General features: G+C 67.0%; 13 protein-coding genes. 8 read left to right on the top strand and 5 right to left on the bottom strand.

Translation table 11 applies throughout. The features are described from left to right. Positions 1-7: 7 nt before the first annotated feature. Together ACNQVK_RS10775 and ACNQVK_RS10780 are read right to left on the bottom strand one after the other, a co-directional pair. Positions 8-1,876: an alpha/beta fold hydrolase gene (locus ACNQVK_RS10775; RefSeq protein ID WP_418029508.1), complete on the bottom strand. Its 1,869-nt coding sequence runs from the start codon at positions 1,874-1,876 to the stop codon at positions 8-10. 43 nt (positions 1,877-1,919) lie between these two features. Then, positions 1,920-2,534 (bottom strand): TetR/AcrR family transcriptional regulator, encoded by a 615-nt coding sequence (locus ACNQVK_RS10780; RefSeq protein ID WP_418034100.1) that lies wholly within the window; start codon positions 2,532-2,534, stop codon positions 1,920-1,922. A 179-nt stretch (positions 2,535-2,713) separates the two neighbouring features. Between ACNQVK_RS10780 and ACNQVK_RS10785 the strand changes: the two genes are divergently transcribed. After that, on the top strand, positions 2,714-4,240 hold the full coding sequence (locus ACNQVK_RS10785) for an acetyl-CoA acetyltransferase (protein ID WP_418029509.1): 1,527 nt from the start codon (positions 2,714-2,716) through the stop codon (positions 4,238-4,240). A gap of 101 nt (positions 4,241-4,341) precedes the next feature. Here ACNQVK_RS10785 and ACNQVK_RS10790 read toward each other — a convergent pair whose 3' ends face one another. Continuing rightward, entirely contained in the window at positions 4,342-5,190 is an 849-nt protein-coding gene (locus tag ACNQVK_RS10790; RefSeq protein ID WP_044520134.1) for an LLM class F420-dependent oxidoreductase, read from the bottom strand. 130 nt (positions 5,191-5,320) lie between these two features. Here ACNQVK_RS10790 and sfnG point away from each other — a divergent pair, with 130 nt between their 5' ends. From sfnG to purH, 5 genes are all read left to right on the top strand, one after another. Next, positions 5,321-6,451 carry a dimethylsulfone monooxygenase SfnG gene (gene sfnG / locus ACNQVK_RS10795; RefSeq protein WP_418029510.1) on the top strand — a complete coding sequence of 377 codons (1,131 nt, stop codon included), beginning with the start codon at positions 5,321-5,323 and terminating at the stop codon, positions 6,449-6,451. A 134-nt stretch (positions 6,452-6,585) separates the two neighbouring features. Next, positions 6,586-7,413: a DUF5336 domain-containing protein gene (locus ACNQVK_RS10800; protein WP_418029511.1), complete on the top strand. Its 828-nt coding sequence runs from the start codon at positions 6,586-6,588 to the stop codon at positions 7,411-7,413. A 60-nt stretch (positions 7,414-7,473) separates the two neighbouring features. Next, positions 7,474-8,994, top strand: a complete 1,521-nt coding sequence (locus ACNQVK_RS10805; protein ID WP_418029512.1) for a DUF6350 family protein — start codon at positions 7,474-7,476, stop codon at positions 8,992-8,994. 10 nt (positions 8,995-9,004) lie between these two features. Then, the gene (purN, locus tag ACNQVK_RS10810) at positions 9,005-9,634 is read left to right on the top strand and encodes a phosphoribosylglycinamide formyltransferase (protein ID WP_418029513.1); all 630 of its coding nucleotides are present in this window, start codon (positions 9,005-9,007) and stop codon (positions 9,632-9,634) included. After that, positions 9,631-11,193 (top strand): bifunctional phosphoribosylaminoimidazolecarboxamide formyltransferase/IMP cyclohydrolase, encoded by a 1,563-nt coding sequence (gene purH, locus ACNQVK_RS10815; protein WP_418029514.1) that lies wholly within the window; start codon positions 9,631-9,633, stop codon positions 11,191-11,193. The genes purN and purH overlap by 4 nt, the downstream gene beginning before the upstream one ends. 78 nt (positions 11,194-11,271) lie before the next feature. Here the strand turns inward: purH and ACNQVK_RS10820 are convergent, their stop codons facing one another. Both ACNQVK_RS10820 and ACNQVK_RS10825 read right to left on the bottom strand, forming a co-directional pair. Further along, the gene (locus ACNQVK_RS10820; RefSeq protein WP_418029515.1) at positions 11,272-12,285 is read right to left on the bottom strand and encodes an alpha/beta hydrolase; all 1,014 of its coding nucleotides are present in this window, start codon (positions 12,283-12,285) and stop codon (positions 11,272-11,274) included. Between the two features lie 58 nt (positions 12,286-12,343). After that, positions 12,344-14,203 (bottom strand): LpqN/LpqT family lipoprotein, encoded by a 1,860-nt coding sequence (locus ACNQVK_RS10825; protein ID WP_418029516.1) that lies wholly within the window; start codon positions 14,201-14,203, stop codon positions 12,344-12,346. 148 nt (positions 14,204-14,351) lie between these two features. Between ACNQVK_RS10825 and ACNQVK_RS10830 the strand changes: the two genes are divergently transcribed. Both ACNQVK_RS10830 and ACNQVK_RS10835 read left to right on the top strand, forming a co-directional pair. Next, positions 14,352-15,734: a sigma 54-interacting transcriptional regulator gene (locus tag ACNQVK_RS10830; RefSeq protein ID WP_409548711.1), complete on the top strand. Its 1,383-nt coding sequence runs from the start codon at positions 14,352-14,354 to the stop codon at positions 15,732-15,734. Beyond that, the gene (locus ACNQVK_RS10835) at positions 15,727-17,715 is read left to right on the top strand and encodes a vWA domain-containing protein (RefSeq protein WP_276128193.1); all 1,989 of its coding nucleotides are present in this window, start codon (positions 15,727-15,729) and stop codon (positions 17,713-17,715) included. Before ACNQVK_RS10830 ends, ACNQVK_RS10835 begins: the two co-directional genes overlap by 8 nt. The last annotated feature ends 12 nt before the right edge of the window (positions 17,716-17,727 follow it).

A 17,727-nucleotide genomic window follows, 5' to 3' on the forward strand; every position in this document is an offset into this window, starting at 1 on the left:
CGTGAAACTAGACGCGGCCGCCGAGATGCTGGGCCAGGAACCGTTCGACAGCGTGGTACATGTCGATCTGGTTGTCCGGGTTGAGGAATCCGTGTCCCTCGTCTTCCTTGACCATGTATTCGACCTCGACGCCGCGCTTGCGCAGTGCCTCGACCAGGTTGTCGGATTCGGCCTGGACCACGCGAGAGTCGTTGGCGCCCTGGACCACCAGCAGCGGTGTGCGAATCTGGTCGACCTTCGTGATGGGGGAGCGGGCCAGCATGTCGGCCTCCTGGGCCGGATCGTTGTGGTCGCCGACATAGAGGTGCCAGTTGGTGGCCAGGAACCGCCGGCCCACATTCGGCAGCGTACGCATGAAGTTGGCCAGGCTGGAGATGCCGACATAGTCGATGGCCGCGGCGAACACGTCCGGTGTGAACGTGACGCCGACGAGTGAGGCGTAACCGCCGTAGGAGCCGCCGAAGATCGCCACCTTGTCGCGATCGGCGTACCCCTGCTTGACGGCCCAGTCCACCGCATCGATCAGGTCATCGTGCATCTTGCCGGCGAACTCGCCGATAGCGGCTTTCGTGAAGGCCTTGCCGTAGCCGGTCGAGCCCCGAAAGTTGACCTGTAGCACCGCATATCCGCGGTTGGCCAGCATCTGTACATCGGGTTGAAAGCCCCAGCAGTCCCGTGACCACGGGCCGCCGTGCACCAGGAGCACCAGCGGCAGGTCGACCGGCTCGACCCCGACGGGCAGGGTCAGATACGAGTGCAGCGGTAACCCATCGCGCGCGGTGACTGTCACCGGGGCCATCGGTGCCAATGAATCTGAATTCAGATTCGGATATGGCTGGAAGAGAAGGCGGCTCTCGCCGGTCGAGTGGTCGTAGAAGTAGGTGGCCCATGGGTCGCGGTCGTGGGTGAAGTTGACCACCCATCGTTGCCCGCTGTCGTCTGACGAGATGCCGCCGAGGTCACCGTCGGACAGTTCGGTCAAATTCTCCAGTACCGCAGCGAAATTCGGATCGAGGGCGTGGATCACCTGTCGTTCCCCGTAATAACGTGCGCCGACCAGATCCCCCGTACGCTCGCTGAGGATGAAGGGTGACGGCAACACCATCTGATTGCCGAGGTCGAATGTCGGGTGGCTGTCCACCTCGGTCTCCTCGCCGGTGGCCACGTCGAGGCGGGCCAGTCGGGTCCGGTCGCTGCCCTCATTCGATCCGAGCCAGATGCCGCTGCCGTCCGGGGAGATGACCAGAGGGAAGATGCCCAGCGGGTAATCGGTGCCGTCGTAGACCTTGATGGAACGCAATGATGCCGTGGCTGAATCCCATTGCGATATCTCGACGTCGCCGTCGGCCGTCAGCGTATTGGTGAACAGGTCACCGTTGGGCGCACACAGCCAGGTGATGACGTTGCCCGGATTCTCCGCCAGCAGGGTGAGTTCACCTGTGGCGATATCGAGTTCGTACGCGTCGATGAGCTCGGGATTGCGATTGTTGATCTGCACGATCGCTTTTCCCGGGCGGCCCTTGGCGAGGTCGAAACTCGCCCTGGCGCCAGGGAACGGCGTGAGATCCACGGCGCCGGTGTTGGGGTTGTCCAGGTCGATCCGGTACACGTGGAAATTCTCGTCGCCGCCGTTGTCCTGCATGTAGAGCAGCCATCGTGGATTGTCGGTCCATGCATAGATGTAGACGCTGCGTGTTTCATCCGCGGTGACACAACGTGGCGGGGTGTCACCGTCGAGGTCCTGAACCCAGACGTTGAGACGGTTCTTCCATGGCGCCAGGTAGGCGATCCTGGTTCCGTCCGGCGAGATCTTGGCGGCTGTGCGTTCGGGCGGGCTGAAGAAATCCTCTACCGAGATCAGTTCGGGTAACGCCATGACGCTCCTTTCGCGGGGGCGGACAAGCTCTTTCGGGGATGGATCAGGGCGAGACGGGTCCGCCGAGGCGCCCGTTGGTGGCGTCACGGATGGCCCGGTCGATCAGCGCGAGCGCCTGCTCCTCGGTGACCTTCTTACGTTCGACGATCACCGCCACGCTGACGTCTTCGTCGACGACTCGGAACGCCCCGGTGACGGCAGCCGCGCACAGTCGGACGGTGAGATCGTCGACGGGCAGATGCAGTCGGTCGGCGATCACCGGGATGAAGCCCTGCTCCATCCGGTCGTGCACCATCAGGTACGACGTGCGCAGCGCGGGTTCGGACGGGGTCATGGTGGCGATCCGCATCGCGCTGATCTCGTCCTCGACGTCCTGTGGTGCCAATGGATGCGAAAGGCCATCAGCGGCAAGATGTTCAGCCAACGACAGTTCGTGCGGCCAGCGGTTCAGAATGTCGATGAAGCGGTCCGCCGACTTGGCCAGGACCGGTTCGACGCAACTTTCCTTGGCGCGGAAGTAGCGCCAGATCGTGCGGGTGGAAAGCCCTGCGGCCGCGGCGATGTCGTCACCGCTGGTGCCGGTGACGCCGTGTTCCCAGAACAACTTGCAGGCGTGCCGTGACACCGCGAGACGCGCCTGGTCTTGCTTCTCGCCGATCGCCCTCACCTCCAGAACTTGTCACTTAGTGACAGCTCCAATGTGTCACTAAGTGACAGGACTGTCAAGGGAAGGTCGGAAAGCCCAGCTCCCGGAGGGTGGGATTGGGTGGCACCGATTTCGCTCTCGAAACCACAATCGGTTAGCCTCGCGAATTAACACCCGTCAAGGAGATTGTCATGGTCGATCCGCGCACCCCTGTCATCGTCGGCGTCGGACAGTTCACCGAACGCATCGATCTTGACGGCTATCGCGGCATGTCCTCGGTCGAGCTGGCCACCGAGGCAGCCAGGGCGGCCCTGCACGATTGCGGAGCCGACGCCGCTGCCGTGGCGCAGGCCATCGACACCGTGGCGGGCACGCGGCAGTTCGAGATCTCCGGACCGCAGACGCCAACCCTGGGTGTGTCCGACAACTACCCGCGTTCGGTGGCGCGCAACGTCGGCGCCGAGCCGGCGCGCGCGATCCTCGAGGTGATCGGCGGCCAGAGCCCCCAGCACCTCGTCACCGAGTTCTCGGCGGCCATCGCGGCGGGTGAGGCCGATGCGGTGCTGCTGTTCGGCTCGGAGAACACGTCGACACTGCGCCACTTCTCCAAGCGCGACGACAAGCCGGATCACTCCGAGACTGTCGAGGGCCAGTTGGAGGACCGTGGCTTCGGTTACGACGGCATCTTCGACGAGTACACGATCAAACACGGTCTGATCGGTGCCCCGGTGCAGTACGGCTTGTTGGAGAACGCGCGCCGGGCCCGGCAGGGGCTGTCTGTCGCGGACTACCGGCAGGCGATGGCCGAGCTGTTCGCGCCATTCTCCAAGGTGGCCGCGAAGAACCCGTATTCCTCTGCCCCGGTGGAGCGTTCGGCCGAGGAGCTGGCCACCGTCACCGAGAGCAATCGGATGATCTGCGACCCGTACCCGCGCATGATGGTGGCGCGTGACCAGGTCAACCAGGGCGCGGCGGTGCTGCTGATGTCGGTCGAGACCGCCCGGAAACTCGATGTGCCCGAGGAGAAGTGGGTCTACCTGCGCGGGCATGCCGATATGAAGGAAATCAAGCTGCTCGAGCGCGCTGAACTCGGCTACAGCGAAGCCGCGGTGATTGCGGTGAACGAGGCCCTGCGGGTCGCCGGCATCACCCTCGATGACGTCGCCGCGTTCGACCTCTACAGCTGCTTCCCGTTCCCGGTGTTCAACATCTGCGACGGCACCGGTCTGGCGCCCGACGACGAACGCGGCCTGACCCTCACCGGTGGCCTGCCCTTCTTCGGTGGCCCGGGCAACAACTACTCGATGCACGGTATCGCCGAGGCCGTCAATGAAATGCGCGACAAGCCGGGCCAATTCGCGCTTGTCGGTGGAAACGGTGGGATCGCGAGCAAGTACTCGGTCGGCATCTACTCCACCGAGCCGGCCGACTGGGTTGCCGACGGCAGCGCCGCGCTGCAGGACGAGTTCAACGCGCAGGACCGCGTCGTCATCGCCGAAAAGGCCGACGGCCCGGCCACTATCGAGACCTACACCGTCCGCTACGACTGGACGCCGCGCACCGGCATCATCATCGGGCGCCTGGATTCCGACGGCAGCCGGTTCCTGGCGACGACCACCGACGACACCCTGGTGGAGCTGCTCACCGATGGTGAGCCGCTGGGGGCGTCGATCGTCGTGCAGTCCGGTGAGAAGCGAAACACCGCGACACGGGCGTAGCCCCGAACGAAATCAACGCCATGGTCGTTGTGCGCGAACTTTTTCGACCATAGCGTTGATTTCGGTGCGCCCGGCCGGCGAACCGGCCGGGCGCCGCAGAACTAGACCAGCGAGGCGAGCTTGCCCGCGAGCCGCTCGACGTAGGCCGACACCTCGGCCTCGGACTTGTCCGGCAGCCCGAAGAGCACTTCGGTCACGCCCAGTTCGCGCCAATGCGCGAGCTTCTCGGGGTCCGGCTTGAAGTCCAGAGCCACGATCTGCGGGGCACCGTCACGCCCGGCCGCGGCCCAGGTGTCCTGCAGCAGCTTGACCGGCTCGTCGATGTTGAAGTCGCGCGGCGTGGTGATCCAGCCGTCGGCCGACTTCGCGATCCACTTGAAGTTCTTCTCGTTGCCCGCCGCACCGACCAGGACCGGAATGTGCGACTGCACGGGCTTGGGCCAGGCCCACGACGGCCCGAAGTTCACGAATTCGCCATCGTAGGAGGCTTCTTCCTCGGTCCACAGCGCCCGCATGGCTTCCAGGTACTCGCGCAGCATGGTTCGGCGGCGGCCCGGGGGAACCTTGTGGTCGGCGAGTTCGTCGGTGTTCCAACCGAATCCGACGCCCAACGACACGCGTCCGCCGGACAGGTGGTCCAGGGTGGCGATGGACTTGGCCAGGGTGATCGGATCGTGCTCGACGGGCAGCGCGACGGCCGTCGACAGCCGCACCCGCGAGGTCACCGCACACGCGGTGCCCAGCGACACCCACGGATCCAGGGTGCGCATGTAGCGATCGTCGGGCAGGGACTCGTCACCGGTGGTGGGGTGAGCCGCCTCGCGTTTGATCGGGATATGGGTGTGCTCGGGCACATAGAACGTCGTGAAGCCGTGATCATCGGCGAGTTTGGCGGCCTTGGCCGGGGCGATGCCGCGGTCACTGGTGAAGAGAACAAGCCCATAGTCCATGACCAGAATTAGAACGTGTTTCAGTCCCAGTAGCAAGACGGTCCGTCTCGTGGGGCCGTGGAAAGAAGAGAAAACTTCACCGCGAGCGATACCCGCGACGGGCGCTCGCGCGTTTGCTGGGATCACCGACATGACGACTGAACGCATCGCCGACCACGTCAAGTTCGCCTACTGGGTGCCCAACGTCAGCGGCGGCCTGGTCACCAGCGATATCGAACAGCGCACCGACTGGAACTACGAATACAACAAGAAGCTGGCGCAGACCGCCGAGAACAACGGCTTCGAGTACGCCCTGTCCCAGGTTCGCTACGAGGCCAGCTACGGCGCCGAGTACCAGCACGAATCCACCAGTTTCAGTCTGGCGCTGTTGCTGGCCACCGAGCGGCTCAAGGTCATCGCCGCCGTTCATCCTGGCCTCTGGCAGCCCGCGGTGCTGGCCAAACTCGGCGCCACCGCAGACCATCTCAGCAATGGCCGCTTCGCCGTCAACGTCGTCTCGGGCTGGTTCAAGGACGAGTTCACCCACCTGGGCGAGCCGTGGCTCGAACATGACGAGCGCTACCGGCGCAGCGCGGAGTTCCTCCAGGTTCTGCGCAAGATCTGGACCGAGGACGACGTGGATTTCCGCGGTGACTTCTATCGCATCCATGATTTCACCCTCAAGCCCAAGCCGCTCAACACGCCCGAGCGCCCCAACCCGGAGCTGTTCCAGGGCGGCAATTCGACGGCCGCCCGCCGCAACGGCGGCCACTACGCCGATTGGTATTTCTCGAACGGCAAGGACTTCGGCGGCATCACCGAACAGGTTGTCGAGGTACGCGACCATGCCCGCGACGCGGGCCGTGAGGTGAAGTTCGGGCTGAACGGGTTCATCATCGCCCGCGACACCGAGAAGGAGGCGAAGGAGACGCTCAAAGAGATCGTCGCCAAGGCCAACAAGCCCGCTGTCGAGGGCTTCCGCGGCGCCGTACAACAGGCCGGCAATTCCACCGGCGACAAGAAGGGGATGTGGGCCGATTCCAGCTTCGAGGATCTGGTTCAGTACAACGACGGCTTCCGTACGCAATTGATCGGCACACCCGAGCAGATCGCCGAACGCATTGCCGCGTACCGCAAACGTGGCGTCGACTTGATCCTCGGCGGATTCCTGCATTTCCAAGAGGAAATCGAGTACTTCGGCGCCAAGGTGCTGCCGCTCGTCCGCGAAATCGAGGACGCCGAAACGGATTCCGTCGATGCTCCCGTTCTGGTATCAGCTTGAGACCTCTCTGACACCAAGCACGCGCGCCCGGCACCCAGCTGGGTGCGCTAGCGTGGAAGCTCGAATCGCTCACGTGGTCGGTATTCATGCCTGCGTGAACACACGTCGCGAAGCTCGATAGCACAGGAGAGGTCATGACCTACCCGCCAACTAATCCCGGATACCCGCCGCAGTCGGGTTCGCAGTTCGATGCAACCCAGCAGTTCGCCAAGGCTGTGCCTGCTCCTGTGCCCGCTGCACCGGCCGCCCCCGCGGCGCCCGGCGAGAACAAGCTGCCCGAAATCCTGCTGGCCGTGGTGGCCGTCGCCGGCCTGCTGACCTACTTCGTGAGTTTCGCGCTGGAGCTCCAGGTCGTCCTCGGCACCTTCATCGTGCCCCTGGCGTTGGTGGCCGGGCTTCTGGCCGGGGTGAGCCTGCTGCCCAAGCAGAAGAACCGGGGTGCCGTGGCGGCCGTGCTGGCCACCGTGGCGTTCCTGCTCTCGATCACCCTCCTGGTGGCCGCGGGCGGCGAGGCCGACTGGACGCTGTACGCGCTGCTCGTGCTGACCCTGATCCAGGCCGGTGCCGCGATCGCCGCCCTGCTGTTCGACGCGGGCATCCTCACTCCGCCGGCGCCCAAGCCGCAGTTCGATCCCCAGCCGCAGTACGGCCAGTACGGCGGCCCGTCGCAGTACTACGGTCAGCAGCAGCAGCCGCAGCACGGTGGCCAGCCCTACCAGCAGGCTCAACCGCAGCGTCCCGGTTACCCGTCGCAGTACGGCGGCTACTCCGGAGCTCCGAGCACCGGTGGTTTCCCGGTGCAGGGTCAGCAGCCCAGCGGACCGCCGACCCCTCCGACCGGCTACCCCACCTACGGCCAGCCTCAGCAGCAGTCGGGTTCCTCGGCGCCCACCACTGCAGTTCCGGCGCAGCCGCAGGCACAGCAGTCGCCTTCACAGCAATCCGGCACTGCACCGTCGTAAGCTGATCGGCGCGTGCGCTTCCCGCGCACGCGCCGATCATTGCGAGGAGCAGCCCACCAAGTGAGTAACCGGCCAGTCGGCACCCGCCAGGCGCGTGAGTTGCTCCGGGTCGCGTTCGGGCCGTCTGTCGTCGCGCTGGTGGTCATCGCCGCGGTTGTGTTGCTGCAGCTGCTGATCGCCAACAGCGACATGACGGGCGCGCTCGGTGCCATCGCCAGCATGTGGCTGGGCGTACATCAGGTGCCGGTGTCGATCGGCGGCCGTGAGCTCGGGGTGATGCCCCTGTTGCCGGTGCTGGCGATGATCTGGGGCACCGCGCGCACGACAGCCGCGGCCACGGCCTCGAATTCCTCTTGGTTCGTCACCCGCTGGGTAGTCGCCTCAGCCTTGGGCGGACCGATTCTGATCGCAGCCATCCTGTTGGCCGTCATCCACGACGCAGCCTCGGTGATCAGCGAACTTCAGACTCCCAGCGCCCTGCGCGCGTTCTGCAGCGTCCTGATCGTCCATGTGATCGGCGCGCTCATCGGCGTCGGCTCGAAGGTCGGCAGGCGCACCCTGGCCGCCTCACCGCTGCCTGGCTGGTTGCCTGAGGCATTCCGCGCCGCGACCGCCGGTGTCCTGGCCTTGTTCGGGCTCTCCGGCGCGGTGACGGCGGCGTCGCTGGTGGTGCACTGGGGCACGATGCACGACCTGTTCGCGATCACCGACAGCCTGTTCGGCCAGCTCAGCCTGACTCTGCTGTCGATTCTCTACATCCCGAACGTGATCGTCGGTGCGTCGGCCATCGCGGTGGGATCCAGTGCCCATGTCGGGCTGGCCGCCTTCAGCTCGTTCACCGTGTTCGGCGGCGACATCCCCGCGGTGCCGGTGCTGGCCGCGGTGCCCTCGCCGCCGCTGGGCCCGATCTGGGTGGCGCTCCTGATCGTCGGGGCGGCCTCGGCGGTGGCGTTGGGCCAGCAGTGTGCGCGTCGTCCGCTGCCCATCGGGGCTGCCACCGGCAAGTTGCTGGTGGCTTCGGTGCTGGCGGCGCTGACGATGGCTCTGCTCGGCTATGCCGGCGGCGGCCGGCTGGGCAATTTCGGCGACGTCGGGGTGGACCAGTCGACGTTCGCGCCCGCGGTGTTCCTGTGGTTCGCCGGGATCGGCGGGCTGACCGTGGCGATGTCCGGCGGCCTGACCCGCAAGCCCCGGCCCGTCGCCCCGCCCCAGCCTGCGCCGGTCGAGCCGCAGCCCGAACCCGAGTTCGACGAGGACGACGTCGACGAATACGTGGGCGAGGACGAGGACATCGAGGACGTCGAGTACGTCGAGGCGGATCCCGAACCCGAGCTCGAACCCGATCAGCCGCTGGTGTCGTGGTCGGCCGAGGAGACCACGACAGAGCCCGACGCGCCCGAAGCCGAGCCCGACGAGTATGTCGACCGGTACGTCGAGTACGACGACGTGCAGGAGACGGTCTACGAGCCCGGCCCCCGGCGCCACGACGACCTCGATGACGATCCCGAGGACCACTTCATCGTCGACGACATCCCGGACGACCCAGTGACCGGCGATCAGCCGCGCCGTGCGGGCGACTAGGCTGCTGCGCGTGCAGCAACCGTTACATGTGCCTCCGAGTGCACCGGCACGGCTGGTAGTGCTGGCTTCGGGGACAGGGTCGTTGCTCGCCTCGCTACTGGCCGCCGCCGCTGACGACTATCCGGCGCGGGTGGTCGCGGTCGGAACCGACCGCAAATGCGCCGCCGTGGACATCGCGGCAACGGCGGGAGTCCCGTCCTACACCGTGCGGCTCGGCGATTACGCGGACCGCGACGCCTGGGACGCCGCACTCACCGAGGCGACTGCCGAACACGAGCCGGATCTGGTGGTCTCGGCCGGGTTCATGAAAATTCTGGGTGGCCAATTCCTTTCCCGATTCCCGGGCCGGGTGGTCAACACCCATCCGGCATTGCTGCCCGCGTTCCCGGGGGCGCACGCCGTGCCCGAGGCGCTGGCGTACGGCGTGCGGGTGACGGGCTGCACGGTGCATCTCGTGGACTCCGGCATGGATACCGGGCCGATTCTGGCCCAGCAGGCCATCGAGGTGCTCGATGATGACACCGAAGAGACTTTGCATGAGCGCATCAAGGTGGTCGAACGTCGACTGCTGGTGGATGTGCTGGCCGCGCTGGCAACCCGCGGCGTGACCTGGACTGGACGAAAGGCGACCATAGGGTGAGCGAGAAGAAACCGATCCGGCGAGCGCTGATCAGTGTCTATGACAAGACCGGCCTGGCCGATCTGGCCCGCGGCCTGCATGAGGCGGGTGTGGCCATCGTCTCGACCGGGTCGACCGCCAAAACCATTGCTGCCGCGGGCGTTCCGGTCACCCCGGTGGAAGAGGTGACGGGTTTCCCCGAGGTGCTCGACGGCCGCGTCAAGACTCTGCACCCACGCGTGCACGCCGGTCTGCTGGCCGATACCCGCAAGCCCGAACACGTTGCGGCCCTGCAGGAACTCGAGGTCGAGGCGTTCGAGCTCGTGGTGGTGAACCTGTACCCGTTCTCCGAGACGGTCGAGTCCGGGGCTTCGGTCGACGAGTGTGTCGAGCAGATCGACATCGGTGGGCCTTCGATGGTTCGTGCGGCCGCCAAGAACCACCCGAGCGTGGCCGTGGTCGTGGACCCGTTGGGTTATGACGGTGTGCTGGCCGCGGTCCGGGCCGGCGGGTTCACCCTCGACGAGCGGAAGAAGCTGGCGTCGTTGGCATTCCGGCACACCGCTGAGTACGACGTGGCCGTTGCCGGCTGGATGGGGTCGACACTGGCCCCTGAGCAGCCCGCTCAGCCGCTTCCGGCCTGGTTCGCCGGTACCTGGCACCGCAGCGCGGTCCTGCGCTACGGCGAGAACCCGCATCAGCAGGCCGCGGTGTACCGCGACGACTCCGCGTGGCCCGGACTGGCCCAGGCCGAGCAGCTGCACGGCAAGGAGATGTCCTACAACAACTACACCGACGCCGATGCGGCGTGGCGGGCGGCGTTCGACCACGAAGAGATCTGCGTGGCGATCATCAAGCACGCCAACCCGTGTGGCATCGCGATCTCCTCGGAGTCGGTGGCCGATGCACACCGCAAGGCCCACGAGTGCGATCCGCTGAGCGCGTTCGGCGGCGTCATCGCCTCCAACACCGAGGTCAGTGTCGAGATGGCCGAGACCGTCGCCGACATCTTCACCGAGGTCATCATCGCCCCGGCTTATGAGGCCGGTGCGGTCGAAATCCTGGCCCGCAAGAAGAACATCCGTATCCTGGTGGCCTCCGAGCCGCTGGTCGGTGGCATCGAGCTGCGCCAGATCAGCGGTGGCGTGCTGCTGCAGCAGCGCGACGCGCTCGACGCCGAGGGCGACGATCCGAACAACTGGACGCTGGCCACCGGATCGCCCGCGGATGAGCAGACGCTGACCGACCTGGTGTTCGCGTGGCGGGCCTGCCGCGCGGTGAAGTCCAACGCCATCGTGATCGCCAAGGACGGCGCGACCGTGGGTGTCGGCATGGGACAGGTGAATCGCGTCGACGCGGCCGGGTTGGCCGTGCAGCGCGCGGGCGACCGCGTACCCGGTTCGGTCGGTGCGTCCGATGCGTTCTTCCCGTTCCCGGACGGCTTGGAGACGCTGACGAACGCCGGCGTCAAGGCGGTCGTGCACCCGGGTGGTTCGGTCCGTGACGCCGAGGTGACCGCAGCGGCCGAGGCCGCGGGCATCACGCTGTACCTCACCGGTGCAAGGCATTTCGCGCACTAGTCAGACCAGTTGTTACGAAAGGGCGCCGTCAAATTTTTGACGGCGCCCTTTCGCATCTGACTTGGAGGCGAGTCCGCCCTACGCGCTCGCCTCGTCCTCGACCTCACTGGTCGCGTATGCGATGAACGACGTGATCTCCTCGACTGCGTGCCGCGCGTCGGGGTTGATGTCGAAGCTCAGCTGGAACATGTGCATTGCCTTGTCCCACACCTGAACCCACGCCGGGACGCCACTGGCCTGCAGTTTGTCGGCGAGGGCGAAGGTGTCGTTGAGCAGCATCTCGTGCGTACCCACCTGTAGCAGGAACGGCCCGAGGCCGTGCAGGTCCGCCTCGGGCGGCATCACCGGAGTCGGCCGGGTGCCGTTGACCGTCGCGAACACGTCGTAGATGAACTTCACCGTCATGAACGGGAACAGCACGTCACGATGCTCTTGCAGCGCACGGTATTTCAGGTCCATGTCGGACGAGGTCAACGGCGAGAGCAGCACCTGCCCGGCGGGGACCGGTAGCCCGGCGTCGCGCGCCGCCAGTGCGGTGTCGGCGGCCATCAGCCCGCCTGCCGAATCACCGGCCAGGACAATCCGCTCGGGTGCGTACCCGAGCGACAGCGCCATGCGGTAGCCGTCGAGCCCGTCGGCGACGGCGTCGTCGATGTCGGCTTGCGGGGCCAGCCGGTAGCCGACGTTGAGCACGCGTGCCCCGGTGCTGGCTGACAGCTTCGACACGAAGCGGCGGTGCGAGTTCAGGCCGAGCGTGACCAGCGCCGAGCCGTGGAGGTAGACGATCACCCGATCGGAGTCGCGAGCCTCGGGGGCGATCACCCATTCGGCCGGGCAGTTGGGCAGCGCCACGGGCGTCACCTCGGTGCCGGGCAGCGGCTTGATGAACCGCAGGGGGCGGTCGATGACATCGAGGTGCGCGCGCTGCAGCAGGGCCGGGGCGACGCGGTTGATGCCCATTCCGATCAGCGTCAGCAGACCCAGCAATGGGCGGACGAAGATCGCGGTGGTCCAGCCCAGTGCCCTGGACTGCAGAGATGCGGGGCCGAAGTGCACGGTGGCCGGCCGGCTACGCCAATCGAGCGAATTCACGATACTCAGGGTACCGGCTACCTGAATCTGCTCGACGTGGGGCGACCCGGCACGGCTCTCAGGGCATGGTGATGGTGGCCTGGGCCTCGATCGCCTTGTTGATGTCGGCCAGCGCCGTCTTGTCGCGCTCGGCGGCGTCGGCGTTGATCTGCAGCACGTAGACGTTGCCGGGCGCCTGGATCACGACGGTGGTCTGGGTGATCGCGCGACGCTGGCCGCCCTTGGCGTAGGTGCCGGCCAGGTGGACCGACGGGAACCCGCTGATGTCCCCGCGGGCCACGTCTCCGTCCGCCTTGTAATCGGCCAGGTTCTGCAGTTCGTTGGGCGCGTACTCGAGCAGCTTGTTGGCGTCGACGTCGCCGGCCAGCTTCGAGATCAACGAGACGACCGACGGCGGCTCGGTCGGGTTCGCCGGGTCGTTCACAATCGCCGAATAGGCCCAGGCCGGGGTGCGCGGGCCGGCGTCGATCCATCCGGGCGGGGTCGGCATGGTGAACGCCGGGGCGCCTGGATCGCCCCGGTGGACCGGTGTTTCGACGATGCCGCTCTGCTTGATGTAGTCGGCGATGGTGAAGGCGTGCGCCGCCGGCTTCGGTGAGGTCGAGGTTTCCGAGGCGGACGTGTCCGTGGCGACCGCGGAGGTGGTCTCGCCTCCGCCGCCGTTGCCGTCGTCGCCTCCCGAGCTGACCGCGAGGGTGATGCCGCCGACGAGCAGGACGACCGCGCCGATCACGCCGGCAGTCAGGATCAGGTTGCGCCGGCTGCCCGACTTCTTGGGGATCGGGGTGTGCGGCAGGGGAGGCGGCCCGAAGTTGGTCTGCTGCGGCCCAACCGGCACCGCAGGCCCGCCGAGGCCCTGCATGCCGGCCGGCGCACCGACCGCTCCGGGTTTGTGGGAGGAGGTTTCGTTACCCGTCCACGACGAGGTGAACACCGGCGGCTCCGACGGGGGCACGGGCCGCGGGTTCGACGGCGACAGTGGTGTCGGCGGTGGGTTCACCGGCTTCGGGATGATCAGCGGGGCGGTGGGCGGCGCCGGCTCGTGCGCGGGTGCCGGGGTGCGCACCTCGGGGGTGGTTCCGGTGGCTGCCTCGGCCAGCGCGACGGCGAAGTCGTGACACGTGGCGTAACGGTCCTTGGGGTCCTTGGAAAGGGCCTTGGCCATCACCGAATCGAACACGGCCAGTTCAGGTTTCGTGTCGGCCAGCTTGGGCGGCGGGGAGTTCAGGTGGTGGCTGATCACCACGGCCGGGTTGCTGTGCGCGAACGGCGGGGCGCCGGTGAACAGCCGGTAGGCGGTGGCCGCGAGCGAGTACTGGTCGGCCCGGCCGTCCAGCGGCTGGCCCATCAGCTGTTCGGGCGCGGTGTAGGACATCGAGCCCACGGTGATGTTGGTCGAGGTGAGTCCGTTGACCTCGTCGGCGCGCCGCGCGATCCCGAAGTCGGTCAGCATGATGCGGCGCTTGGAATTCTGCTTGCTGGTGAGCAGGATGTTGGCCGGCTTGACGTCGCGGTGCAGCAGCTTGCGCTGATGCGCGTAGTCCAGAGCGTCGCCGACGGCGGTGACGACCTCGACGACGTCTTCGGCCGGCATTCCCTTGGGGTACTGGTCGTGCAGCAGCTTGGCGGCGTCGTGCCCGTCGACGAAATCCATCGAGATCCACAACCGGTCCTCGAACTCGCCGCGGTCGTGCACGCCGACGATGTGCGGATGCCACAGGGTGGCCGCCATGTCCGCCTCGCGGATGAACCGCTGGCGGAATTCGTTGTCCGAGCTGACGCTGATGGGCAGCACTTTGAGAGCGTCCTCGCGGGGCAACCGCGGGTGGGACGCCAGATAGACCTCGCCCATGCCACCAGTGCCCACCAACCGCACGATGGTGAACCCTGCGAATTCCTGACCGCTAGCCAACGGCATGGAGCGCAGACTACCGGTCGCAACGCTCGGGCAACGACTATGCCGGGGGACTGACACGCGCGTGCCGGGTGCTAGCTGCGGGCGGCCCCGGGGCTCGAGTCTGACGGGTGGCGATGTGCGCGGGCGAGTTCAGTCGTAGCGTGGAGTGGTGAGCCAACCCAAGGATCTGCCTCGCACCGTCGGTGAGCTGCGTGCCTCCGGCCATCGTGAGCGGGGCGTCAAAGCCGAAATTCGGGAGAACCTGCTGTCCGCACTCGCGGACCGGCGCGACGTGTGGCCGGGGATCCTGGGATTCGACGACACGGTGATCCCGCAGCTGGAGCGGGCTTTGATCGCCGGGCACGACGTGGTGCTGCTCGGTGAGCGCGGTCAGGGCAAGACGCGGCTGCTGCGCGCGCTGACCGGGCTGCTCGACGAGTGGACGCCGGTGATCGCCGGATCCGAGTTGGGTGAGCACCCCTACAGCCCGATCACGCCGGAGTCGATCCGCCGGGCCGCTGATTCCGGGGACGATCTGCCGATCGAATGGCGTCACCGCAGCGAGCGGTACACCGAGAAGCTGGCCACCCCGGACACCAGCGTGGCCGATCTCGTCGGTGACATCGATCCGATCAAGGTCGCCGAGGGTCGCAGCCTGGGCGACCCGGAAACGATCGCCTACGGGCTCATCCCGCGGGCGCACCGCGGCATCGTGGCCGTCAACGAGCTGCCCGACCTGGCCGAGCGCATTCAGGTGTCGATGCTCAACGTGATGGAGGAGCGCGACATTCAGGTCCGCGGCTACACGTTGCGGCTGCCGCTCGACGTGCTCGTGGTGGCCAGCGCGAACCCGGAGGACTACACCAACCGCGGCCGGATCATCACGCCGCTCAAGGACCGCTTCGGCGCCGAGATCCGTACGCACTACCCGCTGGAGATCGACGACGAGATCGGGGTGATCCGCCAGGAGGCCCAGCTGGCCGCCGAGGTGCCCGAATACCTGCTCGGCGTGCTGGCCCGATTCGCCCGCAATCTGCGTGAATCGAACTCTGTCGATCAGCGGTCCGGTGTGTCTGCGCGGTTCGCGATCGCCGCGGCCGAGACGGTGGCGGCCTCGGCGCGGCACCGCTCGGCGATTCTCGGCGAGGACGATCCGGTGGCCCGGGTGGTGGACCTGTCCACCGTGATCGACGTGCTGCGCGGCAAATTGGAGTTCGAGACGGGCGAGGAGGGACGCGAGCAGGCGGTGCTGGAGCACCTGCTGCGCCGCGCCACCGCCGACACCGCTCAGCGGCTGCTGGGCGGCATCGACGTCGCCCCGCTGGTCACCGCGGTCGAGGAGGGTTCCCCGGTGACCACCGGTGAGCGGGTGTCGGCCAAGGATGTCCTGGCCGCCCTGCCAGATCTGCCCGCCATCGACGCGATCGCCTCGCGGTTGGGTGCGGTGTCGGTCGGTCAGCGGGCCGCGGCGGTCGAATTGGCTTTGGAGGCCCTTTATCTGGCCAAGCGTGTGGACAAGGTGACGGGGGAGGGAGAGACGGTCTATGGCTGATCCCGGCCGGGGACACGGGCACACCTCGCGGTATTCGCGATACAGCGGTGGCCCCGACCCGCTGGCACCGCCGATCGATCTGCGCGACGCCCTCGAACAGATCGGTCAGAACGTGATGGAGGGCAGCTCGCCGCGCCGAGCGCTCTCCGAGCTGATGCGCCGCGGTACCGAGGGCATGCGCGGCACCGACCGGCTGGCCGCCGAGGCCAACCGGAAACGCCGGGAGTTGCTGCAGCGACACAACCTTGACGGCACGCTGCAGGAGATCAAGAAGCTGCTCGACGAGGCGGTGCTGGCCGAACGCAAGGAGCTGGCCCGCGCCCTCGACGACAATGCGCGGTTCGGCGAACTGCAGATGGAGGCGCTCTCGCCGTCGCCGGCCAAGGCCGTTCAGGAGCTCGCCGACTATGACTGGCGCAGCCCCGAAGCCAGGCAGAAGTACGAGCAGATCAAGGATCTGCTGGGCCGCGAGATGCTGGATCAGCGTTTCGCGGGCATGAAGGAGGCGTTGGAGAACGCCACCGACGAGGACCGGCAGCGTGTCAACGACATGCTCGACGATCTGAACGACCTGCTGGACAAGCACTCCCAGGGGAAAGATTCGGCCGAGGACTTCGAACAGTTCATGGACAAGCACGGCGAGTTCTTCCCGGAGGGCCCGCAGAACATCGACGAGCTGCTGGACTCGCTGGCAAAGCGGGCCGCCGCGGCGCAGCGGTTCCGCAACAGCCTGTCGGCCGAGCAGCGCGCCGAACTGGATGCCCTGGCGCAGCAGGCTTTCGGTTCGCCGTCATTGATGAACGCGCTGGACCGTCTCGACTCACACCTGCAGGCCGCCCGGCCCGGTGAGGATTGGACCGGCTCGGAGCGCTTCTCCGGTGGTGATCCGCTGGGCATGGGTGAGGGCGCCCAGGCGCTGTCCGACATCGCCGAGCTGGAGCAGCTGGCCGACGCGCTGTCCCAGAGCTACGCCGGGGCGTCGATGGACGACGTCGACCTCGAGGCGCTGGCCCGTCAGCTCGGTGAGGACGCCGCGATCGACGCCCGCACCCTGTCCGAGCTGGAAAAGGCCCTGGTGAACCAGGGTTTCATCGACCGCGGCTCCGACGGGCAGTGGCGGCTGTCGCCCAAGGCCATGCGTCAGCTCGGCCAGACCGCGTTGCGTGATGTGGCACAGCGACTTTCGGGCCGGCACGGCGAACGCGACACCCGCCGGGCCGGAGCGGCCGGGGAGCTGACCGGGGCCACCCGGCCCTGGCAGTTCGGCGACACCGAGCCGTGGAACGTCACCCGCACGGTGACCAATGCCGTGCTGCGCCAGGCCGGTACCGGAACCGTGGAACGGCCCATCCGGTTCGCGGTCGAGGATGTGGAGATCTCCGAGACCGAGACCCGTACCCAGGCCTGTGTGGCACTGCTGGTGGACACGTCGTTCTCGATGGTGATGGAGAACCGCTGGCTGCCGATGAAGCGCACGGCACTCGCGCTCAACCATCTGGTGAGCACCCGGTTCCGGTCAGACGAGTTGCAGATCATCGCCTTTGGCCGTTATGCCCGCACCGTGACCGCGGGTGAGCTGACCGGGCTGGAGGGTGTGTACGAGCAGGGCACCAACCTGCACCATGCGCTGGCGCTGGCGACCCGGCATCTGCGTCGTCATCCCAATGCCCAGCCGGTCGTGCTCGTGGTGACCGATGGTGAGCCCACCGCGCACCTGGAGGATTTCGGTGACGGTGAAGGGTCGTCGGTGTTCTTCGACTACCCGCCACATCCGCGCACCATCGCCCACACCGTGCGTGGTTTCGACGAGGTGGCCCGACTCGGTGCACAGGTGACGATCTTCCGGCTGGGCTCCGATCCCGGTCTCGCCCGGTTCATCGACCAGGTGGCTCGTCGGGTGCAGGGCCGGGTGGTCGTGCCCGATCTCGACGGCCTGGGTGCCGCGGTGGTCGGCGACTACCTGCATTCGCGTCGGCGCTGACTTGCGCCGAGT

The sequence above is a fragment of the Mycobacterium sp. 134 genome (assembly GCF_048282715.1).
Classification (GTDB): domain Bacteria; phylum Actinomycetota; class Actinomycetes; order Mycobacteriales; family Mycobacteriaceae; genus Mycobacterium; species Mycobacterium septicum.